Genomic DNA, 16,639 nt, shown 5'->3' on the forward strand with positions numbered 1-16,639 from the left:
TTAATTGCCAGCTTGTGGAATATGGTGCTATGCCACCTTGAATGTTTGGACTGAAATTAAGTGTTTGACCATTTCCTGCTGTCCCAGGCCCAAGGATAGAAGCCCACAATGCGGGAATTGAAAATCTGAAAGCTTCGACTGTTGGGCCATTCAAATTAATGTTACGATTGTTGTTTGATACATTGATAACTCCTGTAGCTTCACCATTGTGTGTTCGGAATGGATTGGAAAAATGAAGTACTCTGGTGTAATTAGGGCCAAATGGAGGAAGAACACCCATTATTGATCTCCAATGATTACGTCTTGGGAAAGAACCGGAAATCCAAAGGTGGGCATGTGCATCTCCCGGTGCCGGGTCGGTATCGTGTCTCGCACCCAATAAATGACCGATCTCATGAACGATTGTAAAGTTTGCGATTCCCGCACTTACTTGTGATATGCCGTAGGCCAAAGGTTCATTTGGTCCAATTTCTACAACCCTTCCTAGCGCGCCATAATTTGAACTATTAGTCAGTAATATAACTACATCTGCTTCATTTTCATTTCGGAGTTGTTGAGCATTTATGTTATTGGCCAAATCAGTTACATCATCTTCAAGATTTGTGTTAATAGTTTGACTGTTTTGTCGTTCATTAAAATTTAGAGGCAAAACCCCTGCAAGTTCTAAAGCTACCAAAGTGTTACTGTTAATTACAGCAGTTTGCCATTGGGCAAGTGCCGTATTTGCCATATTTACCAGGTTTTGTCCTGAGTTTGCCGCAGCGGGAGTAAATAAGAACAGTACTCTCACTACGGCCGAGGTGTTAGCTATCCTATTGTTCTGATCTCCGGTTTCACTAGAAACTTTAGAAGTAGGCTTAAAGTCATTTTCTTTAGAATTTGAATCTTTACTCATTGAATGTGGCTGTTCACATTCTAATAAGTTTATCTTCTCCATATTATATTCTAGCAATATCGCTTGTCCATCAGGTAAGTGCTGAATCTCAAAAGACTGATTACCAGTAGAAATGTGTCCGGATACTTCTCCTTTTTCTTTATGAAAGGACAATTTGACTATTTTCGCCCTCTCCTATCCACATGGATCCGGCTTCGGAATTGCGTTGGGCCATTATCTTTCTGGAAACAATATTTTTATCTAATCCAGGAATTGTAATGGAAATTTCATCACGACCCATGAGGTCATCAATATTTACAATGTTAATTAAAGAAACGGAATTGAGGTATTCTAAATTTTTTAATTTTTCAAGCTGGTTTTTATCCAGCTGTGAAAGATTGCTTTCCGATAATCTTGACCTTGAAATTAAGGATGGAGTATCTTTCTTTTGGGCATTTGCCAGGAATGCGAAAGCAAAAACCAGCAACAAGGATAGGTAAATGTTTTTCATAGTATTGAGCTGTTAAAAGTTTGTTTAAAAAGGTTAATTAAAAACTACTTACTCATTTATTTTTAAATTCAAAAAAAAATCATTCTTTTTTAAAATTTATATCATTGTCAATCAAGTGTTTTAGAGAGTCATCGCAACAATTTCATCGGATCTTTCTATTACCTCAATTAGTCAATTCGATAACTTTTAACGGCATTGTGCTACCAAAAGGTTTTTCGTTCAATTAAAGGCGATGCTGATTTTAGTAATTATTTCCGCAAACCCTTTTTCCAAAAAAAAGTAGAACAGACTGGAGTTTTGGTTTCTCTTTCCTAATTTCTGAAAAAATCCAAGATCATGTCCATTCGATTGCTGATTATCCTGATTCTCTTTGGAAGTGTTTCCTGCAAAAATGCAGAACGAAAATCCGCTGAATCGCCTCCAAATGTCATCTTTATACTTGCAGATGATTTGGGTTATGGAGATTTGGGTTTTCTGGGGCAGCAGTATACGGAGACTCCAAATATTGATCAGTTGGCGGTAGAAGGGATGTTTTTCTCACACCACTATGCAGGTTCGACAGTTTGTGCGCCTTCTCGATCTTCTCTGCTGACTGGTTTGCATACGGGCCATACGCCCATCCGAGGCAATAGCGAAGTTCAACCCGAAGGCCAATTTCCGATGGCTGATACGTTGATGACGCTGAGTAAGGTATTTCAGGAAGCAGGCTACACAACTGGGGCGTTTGGGAAATGGGGCTTGGGGATGAATGAGACTTCAGGCGATCCGCTAAATCAGGGGTTTGGCCAGTTTTTCGGCTACTTATGCCAGCGCTATGCACACCGCTACTATCCGGCTTACCTCTGGGAAAATGGTCAAAAAGTAAACCTGCCTGGCAACAATTGGACCACTACAGAAACCTATGCGCCGGATGTGATACAGGAGAAAACGCTGGAATTCATCGATCAGAACCAGTCTAAACCCTTTTTTCTATTTATGCCAATCGTATTGCCACACGCGGAGTTGGCGGCACCGGATGATGCCATTTTTCAGAAATACAGACAGAAGTTTGGTGAAGAAATGCCGCATATCGGTCCTCAAGGTGGAGACTATGGACCGGAAATGAATATTCCTGCTTATCAATCCCAAGCCTATCCGCATGCAACCCATGCTGCCATGGTGGAGCGAGTGGATAAAATTGTGGGTGAGGTGGTAGCCAAACTGGAAGCTTTGGGACTGAGCGAGAATACGATAATTGTATTTTCTTCTGATAATGGTCCGCATCGGGAAGGAGGAGCGGATCCCGACTTTTTTGACAGCAATGGGATTTTTCGTGGATACAAAAGAGACTTGTATGAAGGTGGTATTCGGGTTCCGACGATCGTCAAATGGCCTGGAAAAGTGAAGGCAGGTAGCGCATCCAATCATGTTTCGGCCTTTTGGGACTGGCTTCCAACTTTTGCTGAGTTGGTCGGGAAAAGTGCTCCACCAGAGATTGATGGAATCTCACTTTTACCAACGCTTCTGGGAGAAAAGGAACAACCTAAACACGATCATCTGTATTGGGAATTTCATGAATTGGGAGGCAGGCAAGCGGTGCAAAGGGAAGGTTGGAAGCTGGTCAAATACCATATCAAAGACGAAGAAAAAATGACAGTTGAACTTTACAATCTTTCTGTTGACCCCAGCGAAACTCAGGATTTAGCTAAGGAAAATCCAGAAAAGGTGACCGAACTTGATGAACTGATTATGAAGGCCCATCGACCTAATCCGGTTTTTAGGCTTTTGGAAAACTAAAAAACGGGAATCCATGGATCCCCGTTCTCCTTACCCAATCATTTTACTTATTACCCTATAAGTAGGAGTAAATTACAATCTGGAGAAGTGGACACTATCCTTCTCTGACCTGCTTGCAATTACTTGGTCTGCTTCCAGTCAAGCATGACTATTGCCCAGTTCTGGGTGGAGTCGTTAAATTCATGAATCACCTTGAATCCAACCCGCTGATGGGCTTTGAGTGAACGGGAATTTGAAATAGCGATTTCAGTAATGGCAAAATCATACCTAGTGGAGAAAGTAGCCCTGTAGTGATCATACATCCTGTCAAAAATCCCCTGACCACGATATCCTTTGTCAACACAGATCTGTCCAATGACCATGTAGTCGTAGTCTGACAAAAGTTTTTCTCCAAAAATCAAACGGTCAAACTGTCCAAACATCGGAACCAGAACCGGTACCAATTCCCTGGATTCTTTGGTCATAGCCAGAATATATCCGATTACTTTATCCCCATCTTTGGCTATCACATGTGGTTCGAGGGCATGCATTAATTGCAATTGATCCATGCTATGCCGTACTGTCACAAATCCCTGATCGGCACTTTCTTTTTCGGATATTTCGCTCAGCAGATTGACTCTTTGTAATTCAAGAATTCCCTGAAGTTCTGATGTGGTTTCGCTAAGTTTAATTTGAGGTCTCATAAAAATGTGAGCGGAATTTTTACGCCGAAAATATGAGGATTTTTTATACAAAAACTTCTCCTTGACCATTTATCCTATCACTGAGAGAATGATTTTGAAAATGCTTAGTTTTAGGGAAACCCAAAAAACATAAATCGATGAAGTTTAATAAATTTTACTTCGGCCTGTGGCTGGTTCTGTTTGCCTTATTTGCTTATTGGCAATTCAATGATCCCGATCCTGAAGTCTGGGTAAGTATTTATGGTGTTGCCATAATATTCTGTCTTCTTGGAATCCGTGGAATTTTCCCCAAAATCCCATTGACCGTCGTCATAGTCTTATGTGTTTTGGGAGCGATTTACTTCTTCCCCGGAGGAGTAGGGCAGTGGATTTCCGATGAATGGGCTCAAAAGGACCTCACCATGAAAACCCAGCAGATGGAAGAAAATCGTGAGACATTCGGTTTACTTACCATTGCAATTGCGCTGAGCCCAGCTCTCTACAAGGCTTGGAAAAAGTAGAGTCAAACAAAATTAAACTTAATCATTCTAACCCATTAACCTCATGAAACGAATCACCAGCCTTCTGCTGCTTATGTTACTAGGAATAAGCTCTGTATTTGCGCAGCTTCCAAAAGTGTCAAAATCCAAATATTTCGAAATCCGAAAGTATTATGCTCACCCTGGAAAACTACCGGATTTGCTCAAGCGTTTTGAAGATCATACGATGAAGCTTTTTGAAAAAGCCGGAATGGAGAATATTATCTATTTCGTTCCGGAAGAGAATACGGATAATTCCATGACTTATATCCTTGGGTATCCGGATGAGGCCTCCCGTGAGAAAAGCTGGGAACTTTTTCTCAATGATCCGGAGTGGAAAGCAGCCTACGAAGCATCACGGGTAAATGGACCTTTGGTTAAATCAATTGATCAGACTTTTATGGTCTTGGCACCTGAATTGAACGATACCCCGATTCCAACCGAGAGTGGAATTTTTCAGATGAGAACATACCATTGTTTTCCCGGTAAAATAGAAAATATCCAGGCGAGATTCAGGGACCATACCCGAGAATTATTTGAGAAACAAGGCTTGAAAAACTACCCCTATTGGCTGACAGTAGAGAAAGACGGTGCACAGCCGAAACTGGTCTACCTCCTGGGTCATGATTCCAAAGAAGCCTTTAATGCAGCTTTTGACCGATTCAGAGTTGATCCTGAGTGGGTCAAAGCACGTGATGCCTCTGAGGAATCAGGCAAAATTGTAGAAAAGGTCGATGCAGTGTTTTTCAAGACAGTACCATTTTCTCCGATGAAGTAAGGAAGAGTTGATAAATAAAGTGATTTGAAGATTTGGGAGTTAGACGTAGTTCTAGCTCCTATTTTTTTCTCCGGTTCTTTTAGGGAAAATTAGTATTGGGAATTTCTTTGGAATTTGATCCTGTCTCAGACATTCTAAGTTCTACTATTTGAGAAACGTCTCTAACCAAATCCGCTTTTTTGGAGGTATCGCTTTACTTTTTGCAGCAATGCTTATGTGGCTAAGGTTCTTATCTTTGGAATGAACCAACTGAAAAAGATCAGAGACAGATAAGGTGCTTTCTGGGCGATCCACTAGTTTAAATTCCTGGTTAGGTTCGACATATCCTTCCTCTAGGATGCTCAGATAGGAACCTCCATACCCATGTTCTATAAATTGTCTAATGACTTGCTGCGTACCGAATTTGACTCCCAGTTTATAGCAGGGTTCCCGGTATTGTGATACTTGTACCACAGCTTCACCTACCTCATAGATGTCTCCAAGGCAGACCAGTTTTTCATCAAAGTCAGAGAGGGTGAGATTCTCTCCAAACATTCCCCAATTCCAATCCAAATCAGGGTATAAGCTTTTCCAGTAGGGATATTGTTCGGCTGAAAAAATATAACAGGCTTTATAATAACCCCCATGATTGAGTCGATTCGAAACTTCATCACCCATTACATCATTTTTTGTCAAATAAATGGGTCGGTTTGTCGGGAATTTATAGATGCCTGTCTTTTCTTCTTTTCCATTCCAATGGAATAGAGTAGGCTTACCAATATTAGTGGAGAGGATTTTCATAAAGGAATTTGGCGGCGCTTTAAATGAGGCTTTTTGCTGAGGACTTGTTTATTTCAAATGTTTGTCAATCATATTAGCACATCAAAATACAGTTTCATTTTCTACTTTCTTTGATTTAACCTGCGAAATGAAAAAAGATGACCGATGAGTAAAATTGAGTTCAGGTTCTTTTGAGACACTTCAGGAAACTGATTCGGATTGAAACTGAAAAATAAAACCACCGAGTTCTCGCTCGGTGGTTTTAGAAATTCCCCTAAAGTCTGGAAGCCTTTTTGGGGTTAATTTTTGGGAATATTACTTCGCGTTAAAGGTGATTCCCATGATGATGAAGGTTCCCAATTCCGCACCATTCGCATTGCTTACGAAGTACAGCTTATGTTTTTTGCCATCCGTGGTTCCTGTGACAGGAATGTTTGCCTGATGCATCAGGATTGGCATGTTTGGAGCTTTGAATCCTTCTCCAGGAGTATGTACTCCTTGGGCTACTACTTCTCCGGTCGGACTATCGAGTCTGATTTCAAAATTGACAGGAGTATTGATCGGTTCTTGCGAAGCAGTCATCAGAGTGATGGATCCAATACCTGACAAATCAATAGCAGGTAGGCCAAAGGATCCACTTGTAGCAGGGACCATCAGCAAGTGTCTTCCATCAAAAACCATCTTGGTGTAGGTTTCAAAATCACCAGCCTGTGCCAAGTCAAACGAATTTGAGGTCAGTACTGTGGAATTGGCTCCTGTCAGCGGTTTGATGTTTTCTCCTCCTTTGTCGGTATACGTAGCAGAGATGATCAAGGCACCATTAGGTGAAGGTGCTTTGCCCAAAGTAGCATCCACGGCGCCTTTTGCAGGCAAACTTGGCTTCGCCTCGTTTCTCAGGGAAAGAATGTAAGTCACCAATGCATTGGCATCTGTAGAGTTGAGATCAGGATTTGCCGGCATGGCTGTTTCTCCCCATACTCCTCCGCCACCATTTTTGATCTTATTCAATAGGTAGTTTCTATCCCGCTCGCGGTATTTTTTGGCTACATCGGTATAGGCAGGTCCAATCGAAGCTTCAGCTTCTTTGTGACATGTTTTACAAGTCAAGGATTGCACCAAGGACTTGCCGGTCATGGCCTCGCTCATCACTTTGTGCCCCATATCCGCTTCTGCCATATCCACTCCTGAAATGTAGTCAGCAGATACGTAAAGTGAGGTTAGGTCTGTGCTTGCATCTGGTTCTTCTTGATCAGATACAGCCACAGTGTACGCTACTTTTTTGCCTGGAAAGTAGAAAGATTGATTTCCATCAATAGTGATCTCGATTTGCGGAGCGGTATTTCCGGAATAAACAGAGACTGGGTTGCTTGCACCCGTAAGTCCAGCAGGGTCATTCGCAACTACAGTCACTTCAAAATCTCCTACAGAATTAAAGGTATGTGTCAGCGTAGGTTCTTGTGTGGTTTTTGTCTCTCCATTTCCAAGGTTCCATGTATAGGATAATGGATCTTTTTCAGGATCACTCGCAGCAGCCGTAAACGTCACGGTCAATGGACTGCTTCCTGATGTTTTGTCCACGCTAAGCTTCGCTACTACAGGAGCGCGGTTTCCGCCGTTGTAATCAATTCTGGCAAGACCTGAATCTGTGTTTTTGCTAAACCAGCCATTTCCATATTCCAAAATGTAAATTTTGCCATCAGGACCCATCTCCATGTCTATCATCGCGTTGAATTTGGTATTAGGCATGAACGGCTCCATTTTCTCAAAATCACCGTTTTCATTCATTGTCACGGCTTTGATCCAGCCTCTGATCCAATCGTAAATAAAGAGCTTACCATCGTAATAATCCGGAAAGCGGGTCTCAGCAGGGAACATATCTGAATAATAAACTGGACCTGCCATTGCATTACGTCCACCAGTTCCCAGTTGTGGGAATTCCGATGAAGCAGCATATGGATACCAAATAAATGCAGGCTGAGTGGCTGGCAATTCTTTCAATCCTGTATTATTTGGAGAATTGTTCACTGGTTTGGCAGGATCAAATGCTGCGCCTGAGTCCCCTGTTTCATAATTGAATTCCCGGTAAGTGTAGTTATTGCCTATAGCGTAAGGCCAGCCAAAGTTTCCGGCCTTTCTTGCCTGATTGACTTCATCGTAGCCTCTTGGACCTTTTAGTTCAAGGGAGTCATTGCTTGCATCTGGCCCTACTTCTCCCCAATAGAGGAATCCGGTTTTTTGATCGACAGAGATTCTGTATGGGTTTCTGTTACCTTGTACATAAATTTCAGGACGAGTTCCTTCTGTTCCTTGCGGATACAGATTCCCTTCAGGTATAGTATACGAACCGTCTTCCGCTACTTTTATGCGGAGGATTTTTCCTCGTAGGTCATTTGAATTTCCTGAGCTTCTTCTTGCATCCCATTGTTTGCGACCCTCCCGTCCGTCTACAGGGGCATAACCTGCCAGAATGTATTGGGAATCGTTTTGGTTAAATGGAGTAGAATTGTCTCCTGTGGAAAGAAACAGGTTTCCGTCTTTGTCAAATGCGATAGAGCCTCCGGTGTGACAGCAAATATTTCGCTGAGAATAAAGCTCTAAAATGACTTTTTCGGAAGCCATATCCCAAACGCCATCTTTGAATACAAATCGGGAAAGTCTATTGATCTCCTGATCACCCGTCGGTGCATAGAAGGCAAATACAAAGTTATTCGTTGCGTAGTTTGGATCTTTCTGGATACCCATTAACCCCTCTTCGGCGTTCACTCCGGGAACTTCAGCTTTCCAATACACGTCCAGCTTGGCCACTTCTTTCAGCTCTTGTGTTTCATTGTCAAAAAGCATGATTTCTCCTCTTCGCTGCGCAATCAAAATGTCCAAATCAGGGAGAATGGTCATTTCAGTCGGTTCTGTAAATTGACCGACAGATAGGTTGGTCTTAGTAAATCTATTTTCTTCAGGAACACGCTTTGACTTGGCTTTGGAGTAATCCAGTTGCTCATTTCCCCCAATTGCATATTGGATTCCAGCTAGTAAATGCTGGAGGAATTCGGGTTCCTGATAGGATTCTTTGGTATGTCCACCACCAGTATAATAAGCACGGCCACCGTCAAAATCATGATACCAAGCGATAGGATGTTCACCCATATCTGCTCCCCCCTGATACGATGATTCGTCCAGCATCAGGAGCTTTTTAGTATCTGGGTTTACTTGCTTGTAGCTATACCATTCGTCAGTTCTTTCCCAGGTTTCAGGCAAAAAGTCAACAGATGGATGTTTTTCAGCGGTTTTAGTGATTTTGCCTGGCTGAACGTTTGGATGAGGATCATTGATTCCTGGGTGATCAGAAAAATATCCTCCCACTAGACGATTGTACCAGCTCCAGTCGTATTCAGTGTCAGCAGCTGCATGAATACCAAGAAAACCTCCTCCGGATTGAATGTAACGCTCAAAGTCCGCTTGCTGATAATTGTTTAGTACATCACCAGTCGTACTGAGGAAGATCACTGCGGCATATTGTGCGAGGTTTTCTTCATTGATGTTTTCAGCATTTTTTGTGGTATCTACCTGGAAACCATTTTCGGCTCCTAATTTTTGGATCGCTGCAATTCCTTCAGGAATTGATTCGTGGTAAAATCCGGCTGTTTTGCTAAAAACCAGAACTTTTGGATCACCTTCTCGCTTCTTGGTACAGGATGAAAGGCCTATTCCGATCAAGATTACTAGTAATACTAGACTACGTAGGTTTTTGGGTAAATTCATAGGGTTTGAAATTTTGGGGAAATTAGGGAAATTCCGCGAAATGGTCGTTAATAGCCTGAAAATAGGGGATTTTAATAGACCAACAGCCAAATTCTATCGATGAAAGACGATGGAGATCAAATAAGATGTGCGCCCGAACTGATGTTGATTGGGATGAATTCCGGAATTTTTCCAAATGCCTTCATATAAGCTTCAGTCAAATGGAGTTGGAATGTGTCCAAGGCAGCATTTTTTACAAGGTTGATGGTACAACCTCCAAAGCCCCCACCCATCATTCTGGAACCTAAGACTCCTGCTACTTCCCATGATTTCTCAGCCAATAAATCAAGTTCAGGACAGCTGACGTTATAGTCATTGCTCAGACTATGGTGTGAAGATTTGAGTAGAGTGCCGAAGAGTTCTAGATTACCTGATTTGAGAGCCAGTGCAGCTTCATGGACACGGTTGCATTCGGTGATGATGTGCTTTGCTTTTGGAAATAGAGTCTTGGGTAGGATTTTTTCTACATTTTCCAATTCTCCTGGGCCTAGATCTCTCAGTGTTTTTATTTCTGGGTATGAAGTCTGCAGTATGCTGACGCTTTCTTCGCAGGCTTCTCTTCGGTCGTTGTAAGCAGTATCGGCAAGGGTATGTTTTACCTTTGTATTAACCAATAGCAGTGAATATCCCTCCAAAATCACCGGTACTTCCTCATGGGTAGTAGTCCTGCAATCAAGTAGGAGGGCCTTATCTTTTATACCAAATGCAGAGGCGTAAGGATCCATTATTCCGCATTTCACCCCTGCAAACAAATGCTCAGACTTCTGGGCATAGAGTGCCAAGGATTTTTTTGAAATTTTTAAATCCAGTAGGCCAGAAAGTGCTGTGCCAATCGCAACTGATAAAGCGGCTGAGGAAGAAAGCCCCGCGCCTACCGGAATATTTCCTCCGATAACCATATCAAACCCCGAAATGGAATAGCCTGCCTGATTCAGCAAGGTTACCATTCCCATCACATAGGTCGCCCAATGTCCTTTTTTTGGGGAAAAAGCCTCCAGATCAAATTTGAACTCCTGATCAAAATCGAGTGAATACAGTCGACAGACTTTGAGCTCGTTTTTTTGAATGGCTACCCAAATTCCATTCTCCACAGCCGCTGGAAAAACAAATCCTTCCTGGTAGTCGGTGTGTTCCCCGATCAGGTTGATCCTTCCCGGAGCGAAAGCAATTAAGGGGATGGTGGAAAAGTGAGACTGGAAGGTTTGGGTGGTGTGATGGAGCATTAGTAGAGTTTGATTGCACAGAAGTGAATGGTAGGTTTTAAAAAGTAAGTAGTGTCAGTAGTCCACTTACTATTTACTCTATGCCATTTACAAAATTCAAGATTACTTCTCCTGAAAATGCCTGGAGGACTTCCTTGGTACCAAAGTAGTCTCTAATACAATGGAGATCGGATCTTCTGAGGCTAAGCCATCCAGCTGATCCAAAAGATGAGTCACGGCAAGTTTTCCCATTTCGTAACCGGGTTGTGCCACAGTAGTGAGTGGAGGCTCGACCACAGCAGCTGTCGGGTTATTTGTAAATCCAGCCAAAGCCATGTCCTCTGGAATTTTGATGCCCATGGACTTCCACTCAGTCAGTACATCTACTGCAACTGGATCAATCATACAGAAAACAGCATCTGGTCTTGGCACCATTTCGGCTATTTCCCTCGCTACTCGCACATTATCTTCCAAAGTCAAATCGGAGATTTTAATCAACAATGGATCTTTCTCAATCCCATATTCCGCGAGTGCTTTGAGATAACCTTCTTTCCGTTTTTTGGAAATGTACATGTCCTCTGGACCGGATACATAGACGATCCGGCGATTGTTTCCTTCCAAAAGATGGTGGGTCACCTGATATGCTCCTCCGGCATCGTTAAAGGTCACTTTAGAAACCGGGATATCTTCCTGGACCCGGTCAAAAAGCACAAAATTAATTTCCCGATTATAGAGGTCATAGAGGTGATCAAACTGGTTGGTTTCCCGACTTAAGGAAATCAACAAGCCATCCACCTGACTGGAAACTAATGTTCTGATATTTGCCTTTTCCTGTTCGATAGACTCGTTGGATTGGCAGATCATGACATTGTAGCCGCGCTTATTGGCATAGTCCTGAATTCCACTGATGCAGGAAGCAAAAAAATGTGAGGTAATCTCCGGTACAATTACACCCAGAGTTTTGGACCGACTGATTCGCAAGCTTTGCGCGAGCAAATTGGGCTGATAGTTCATCTCCTTGGCCATTTCCACGATCTTCCGCTTGGTCTCTGGATGTAGTTCAGGGGAGTCTTTGAGCGCTCTTGAAATAGTGGAAACAGATACGCCAAGTTTCTTCGCGATCTCCTTCATCGTAATTTGATGACCTCTTTTCATGTGATAATTAGTTGACTTTTAAGGCCACATGAAATCTCTGCCTAGCGGATCATTACCTATTATGATCAATTGTCCGTTATGCTTGATTTCATACTCGTGCTTTCCTAATCTGTAATGTGCAATCGTCTGCGTTGGCACAAATTGCAAAAAACTTTATAAAAAATGCTATTCTTGATAAACTGTAAATAAAACAGTTTCACCCACTGCTCTCAATGATCTGGTGTCTATCAGGTCCATATTGTCCTGATGCGTGTGATGATAGTGTCCAAATCCAAAGTCCGGAGAGAATTCAATGATGTCAATCGTAGGTATTCCTCCCCATTCATTGATGAAGGCATGATCATCCAGAATTTCTGGAGCATCCTTTTGGATAAAAAAATCTGAATGTCCGAGTTTGGCGGCATTAGTCCATACTTTGGTGAGAATTCCTGAGGCATATTGCCTGGAATAACCTTCCCGATAGAATTTGGCATTTTTTGCTCCCACCAAGTCCACCAGGATGCCATAATAGGCGGTGTAATTTGGAGTATGCTTGTTTTTGGACCAATACTGTGAGCCATGACACCACCAAAATTGCTGGGCATTGTTCGGAGTTCTGGTATTCTCTGGCTCACCATCATCTTCCCCATCAAATAAAATAATATCAATTCCCACCTCCGGTTTTAGCTCTTGCGAAGCGATTGTTCTAGCGATTTCGATCAATACACCAACTCCGGATCCGCCGTCATTTGCTCCATCGATTGGTTCATTCAGACGCTCGGTGTCCTTGTCAGCGATTCTTCGGGTGTCCCAATGTGCCGCTAGTAGGATTCTTTTTGTAGCATTGGGATTGTATGAAGCGATGATATTGGTCAAATCCCAAGTCAAACCATCATAGGTTTTTGCTTGAAAATCCTGTTTTTGGACGCTCCATCCATAGCTTTCCAGCTTAGCAATCATCCAGTCTTTGGTAGCAGCATGACCTGGAGTAGCGGGCACTCGAGGACCAAAATCCACTTGTTTTTGGATAAAAGCATAGGCCGAATCTGCATTGAAAGTAGGGTAGGGCTTGGGGATTACTTCTTCTACGACTGTTTCGGTAGTTTTTTCACCATTACAAGCCCAGGCAAAAACCAGCAATCCAATCAGCCAAAATCTATTCTTCATACGCCCAATCAATTTTATCTTTCATGTCTTTGACCACAAATCCCATTTCTTTCAGTCCTGCCCGAATTTCATCCACTTTCGCATAGTTGCGTGCGGTTTTAGCTTCGGAGTAAAGCTTTAACAGTAAATCCAGCATGGAGTTTTGCACATCGCTCTTCTCCTCGATCAATCCCAAAATATCCACCACGAAAGTCACGAAGGTTTCCTTCATTTTGGCGAAAACTTCTTCTCCCAAAGCAGCCGCTGATAGCTGTCCGGTGAAGATGGAGTTGATCTTTTTCAACAGATTGAACAAATGCCCAATCGCCTGTGCTGTGTTGAAATCATCGTCCATCGCACGATAAGCAGATGTGATACTCTGCTCCACTTGCTTGATCTGTTCTTGGTCAAGTTCAACTTCTGGATTAGGAATGAATTCAATCGCCCGTGCAATCCGAAGTCCGTTGATGATCTTTTTGTAGCCTTTTTGCGCCGCTTTCAAGGCTTCATTGGAAAAGTCCAAGGTGGATCGATAATGCGCAGTCAACATGAAATAGCGGATCGTCATCGGGCTGTAGGCTTGCTCCAGAAGTTTGTGATTTCCGGTGAAAAGCTCCTGCAGGTTGATGAAATTCCCCAAGGATTTGCCCATCTTCTGGCCGTTGATGGTGATCATATTGTTGTGCATCCAGTATTTGGCCGGATCGTGGTGATTGCAGGCGTTACCCTGAGCAATCTCGCACTCATGATGTGGAAACATCAAGTCCATTCCTCCTCCGTGAATATCAAATTGCGTTCCGAGGTATTTGGAGCTCATGGCTGTACACTCCAAGTGCCAACCTGGAAATCCAACTCCCCAAGGAGAGTCCCACTTCATGAGGTGCTCGGGAGAGGCGTTTTTCCACAGTGCAAAATCAACAGCATTCCGCTTTTCGCCCTGACCATCCAGATCGCGACTTCCGCTCATGAGTTCTTCCAATACCCGACCAGAAAGCTTTCCATATTTGTAGCTTTCGTTGTATTTCAGCACATCGAAATAGACCGAACCATTGACTTCATAAGCTAGGCCTTCTGCCAAAATGGCTTCTACCAAGGCGATCTGCTCGGGAATATGGCCCGTCGCTCGTGGTTCGATGCTCGGTTTCCAGGTATTGAGCAAAGCCATGTCCCGGTGATACGTGTCAGTATATTGCTGGGCCACTTCCATCGGTTCTAGCTGCTCGAGCTTTGCTTTTTTGGCGATTTTATCTTCTCCTTCATCTGCATCTCCCTGCAGGTGTCCTACATCGGTAATATTTCGCACATAGCGAACCCGATAGCCAAGATGTGTTAAATACCGATTTACGGTGTCAAAAGTGACCGCTGGACGGCCGTGACCCAAATGCGCATCGCCGTAGACTGTCGGACCGCAGACATACATTCCGACAAAGGGAGGGCTGAGCGGTGCAAAATCTTCTTTCTGACGGGAAAGGGTGTTGTATAACTTGAGATGATGGGATTTCATAGGATGTATGAAGTACGAAGTACAAAGTACCAAGTACGCGATTTAATCAATTTTTGATTTGCGATGCAAAATAGCGGATTCAGGCTGGGAAATGAAAGGGGATTAACCTGTCGTTCCGGTTAACTTTTACAAAGATCTTTTTATTTTTTTGCTTTTAATTCGAATAACTATTTGATCTAGTTACCCAATTCTTCTATCCAATACTAAATAGAAAAACCTCCGATCCCATTCGAACCGGAGGTCTTGATACTGAAATCTTGATACTTGATACCTCAAATTAATGCTTAAAATGTCTCACTCCGGTCATCACCATTGACATGCCGTGAGCGTCACAGAAGGCAATGCTGTCCTGATCTTTGATTGATCCGCCTGGCTGAACGACTGCAGTGATTCCTGCTTCGTGCGCAATCTCCACACAATCAGGGAATGGGAAAAAGGCATCGGATGCCATTACAGCACCTTTCAATTCAAAACCAAATTCCTTCGCTTTGATGATTGCTTGGCGCAAAGCATCTACTCTCGAGGTCTGACCTACACCACTTGAGAATAACTGCGTGTCATTGCTCAGAATGATCGTATTGGACTTGGTGTGCTTGCAGACTTTTGCTGCAAATACCAAGGCATCCAATTCTTTCTCGGTCGGTGCCACCTTAGTCACTACTTTAAAATCAGCTTTTGTTTCGGTTGCCAAATCCTTGTCCTGCTCAATGATTCCATTTAGCAAGGTTTTGATCATTTTGGTGCCCGGCAATGCCATTTTCTGACGAAGAAGAATTCTATTCTTTTTGCCTTTTAATACTTCCAAAGCTTCCTCGGTGAATTCCGGGGCGATCAAAACTTCGAAGAAAAGCGAATGCATCTCTTCAGCAGCTGCCTTATCCACAGGTTGGTTGGTTACCAAAACGCCACCAAATGCTGAGGTGGTGTCTGCTTCAAATGCTTTTTTATACGCTTCCTGAACTGTAGGGGCCAAAGCCACACCGCAGGCATTGGTGTGTTTTAGGATGGCGAAAGCTGTTTCTCCTTCAAATTCAGCAATCAAATTCACCGCCGCATCTACGTCGACCAAGTTGTTGTAAGAAAGTTCTTTGCCATTTAATTGGTCAAAAAGTGCTTCCATGTCTCCATAGAAATGAGCCGCTTGGTGCGGGTTTTCTCCATAGCGAAGGGCTTTGGCTTTCGTTTCGGATACTTTCAATGCAGGAATATTTTCTACCTGATTGAAATAGTTGAAAATATGCGTGTCGTAATTGGATGACACTTGGAAGGCCTGCGCAGCAAAATATCTGCGATCTTCGATAGTAGTACCGCCGTCTTGCTCGGCAAGTTTTGCTTCCAGTTCACTATATTGCGCTTTGGAAGCAATGATGACTACATCTTTAAAATTCTTCGCTGCGGCACGAATTAAGGAGATGCCTCCAATATCGATTTTCTCAATAATATCTGCTTCAGACGCTCCAGAAGCCACAGTTTCCTCAAATGGATACAAGTCTACGATTACCAGATCAATAGCAGGAATGTCAAATTCGGTAGCCTGATCTTGGTCACCTTCATGGTCCCTTCGCTGAAGAATTCCGCCAAATACTTTTGGGTGAAGTGTTTTCACTCTTCCTCCGAAAATGGAAGGATAACTTGTCAAATCCTCTACAGGGATCACTTCCGCGCCTTGTTCTTCGATGAACTTCTGTGTGCCCCCTGTGGAGTAGATCTTCACACCATGTTGCTTGAGTAGGGCGATGATCGGCTCGAGGTTGTCTTTGTAATAAACTGAAACTAGGGCAGATTGTATTTTTTTGATGGCCATTTAGGTAATGGATTTGGATGAATTCGTTGGAAGGCACAAAGGTAGGAAAAATGAGCAAGCTGGAAACCTTTGAAGTTTTGGAAACCTCTGGGGATTTGAAAAATCTGGCTTTATTTTTCTCTAAAAGAGCTTCAGCTATCCATTGCTTTGCT

General features: G+C 43.0%; 13 protein-coding genes. 3 read left to right on the forward strand and 10 right to left on the reverse strand.

The features are described from left to right. Together DK188_RS15435 and DK188_RS15440 are read right to left on the reverse strand one after the other, a co-directional pair. Nucleotides 1-1,048 (reverse strand): M12 family metallo-peptidase (locus tag DK188_RS15435; RefSeq protein WP_198673028.1); only part of this gene is annotated, 1,048 nt, incomplete at its 3' end. Further along, complete coding sequence (locus DK188_RS15440; protein WP_111671739.1) at nt 1,035-1,385, reverse strand: hypothetical protein; 351 nt, start codon at nt 1,383-1,385, stop codon at nt 1,035-1,037. The genes DK188_RS15440 and DK188_RS15435, both read right to left, overlap by 14 nt. 336 nt (nt 1,386-1,721) lie before the next feature. On the opposite strand from DK188_RS15440, the gene DK188_RS15445 reads away from it, so the two are divergent. Next, nucleotides 1,722-3,161 (forward strand): arylsulfatase, encoded by a 1,440-nt coding sequence (locus DK188_RS15445; RefSeq protein WP_111671740.1) that lies wholly within the window; start codon nt 1,722-1,724, stop codon nt 3,159-3,161. 119 nt (nt 3,162-3,280) lie between these two features. Here DK188_RS15445 and DK188_RS15450 read toward each other — a convergent pair whose 3' ends face one another. Further along, a complete protein-coding gene (locus DK188_RS15450) occupies nt 3,281-3,844 on the reverse strand; it encodes a GNAT family N-acetyltransferase (RefSeq protein WP_111671914.1) in 564 nt (187 codons plus the stop codon). Nucleotides 3,845-3,981: 137 nt separating this feature from the next. Here DK188_RS15450 and DK188_RS15455 point away from each other — a divergent pair, with 137 nt between their 5' ends. Together DK188_RS15455 and DK188_RS15460 are read left to right on the forward strand one after the other, a co-directional pair. Next, nucleotides 3,982-4,344 (forward strand): transmembrane 220 family protein, encoded by a 363-nt coding sequence (locus DK188_RS15455; RefSeq protein WP_111671741.1) that lies wholly within the window; start codon nt 3,982-3,984, stop codon nt 4,342-4,344. 43 nt (nt 4,345-4,387) lie between these two features. After that, nucleotides 4,388-5,140: an NIPSNAP family protein gene (locus tag DK188_RS15460; RefSeq protein WP_111671742.1), complete on the forward strand. Its 753-nt coding sequence runs from the start codon at nt 4,388-4,390 to the stop codon at nt 5,138-5,140. 144 nt (nt 5,141-5,284) lie between these two features. On the opposite strand, the gene DK188_RS15465 is transcribed toward DK188_RS15460, so the two are convergent. The 7 genes from DK188_RS15465 to purH all read right to left on the reverse strand — a co-directional run bounded on the left by DK188_RS15465 (nt 5,285) and on the right by purH (nt 16,487). After that, complete coding sequence (locus DK188_RS15465) at nt 5,285-5,920, reverse strand: MOSC domain-containing protein (protein WP_111671743.1); 636 nt, start codon at nt 5,918-5,920, stop codon at nt 5,285-5,287. Between the two features lie 294 nt (nt 5,921-6,214). Beyond that, nucleotides 6,215-9,658, reverse strand: a complete 3,444-nt coding sequence (locus DK188_RS15470) for a ThuA domain-containing protein (protein WP_111671744.1) — start codon at nt 9,656-9,658, stop codon at nt 6,215-6,217. Between the two features lie 116 nt (nt 9,659-9,774). Continuing rightward, a complete protein-coding gene (galK, locus tag DK188_RS15475; protein WP_111671745.1) occupies nt 9,775-10,920 on the reverse strand; it encodes a galactokinase in 1,146 nt (381 codons plus the stop codon). A 102-nt stretch (nt 10,921-11,022) separates the two neighbouring features. Further along, nucleotides 11,023-12,054 carry a LacI family DNA-binding transcriptional regulator gene (locus DK188_RS15480; protein WP_111671746.1) on the reverse strand — a complete coding sequence of 344 codons (1,032 nt, stop codon included), beginning with the start codon at nt 12,052-12,054 and terminating at the stop codon, nt 11,023-11,025. A gap of 165 nt (nt 12,055-12,219) precedes the next feature. Further along, complete coding sequence (locus tag DK188_RS15485) at nt 12,220-13,200, reverse strand: M28 family peptidase (protein ID WP_111671747.1); 981 nt, start codon at nt 13,198-13,200, stop codon at nt 12,220-12,222. Next, nucleotides 13,190-14,683, reverse strand: coding sequence for a cysteine--tRNA ligase (cysS, locus tag DK188_RS15490; RefSeq protein ID WP_111671748.1), 1,494 nt, complete (start codon nt 14,681-14,683; stop codon nt 13,190-13,192). Before cysS ends, DK188_RS15485 begins: the two co-directional genes overlap by 11 nt. Before the next feature lie 277 nt (nt 14,684-14,960). After that, nucleotides 14,961-16,487 (reverse strand): bifunctional phosphoribosylaminoimidazolecarboxamide formyltransferase/IMP cyclohydrolase, encoded by a 1,527-nt coding sequence (purH, locus tag DK188_RS15495; RefSeq protein WP_111671749.1) that lies wholly within the window; start codon nt 16,485-16,487, stop codon nt 14,961-14,963. Nucleotides 16,488-16,639 lie beyond the last annotated feature (152 nt).

Origin of the sequence: Algoriphagus litoralis (assembly GCF_003259255.1) — a bacterium.
Taxonomy (GTDB): Bacteria; Bacteroidota; Bacteroidia; order Cytophagales; family Cyclobacteriaceae; genus Algoriphagus; species Algoriphagus litoralis.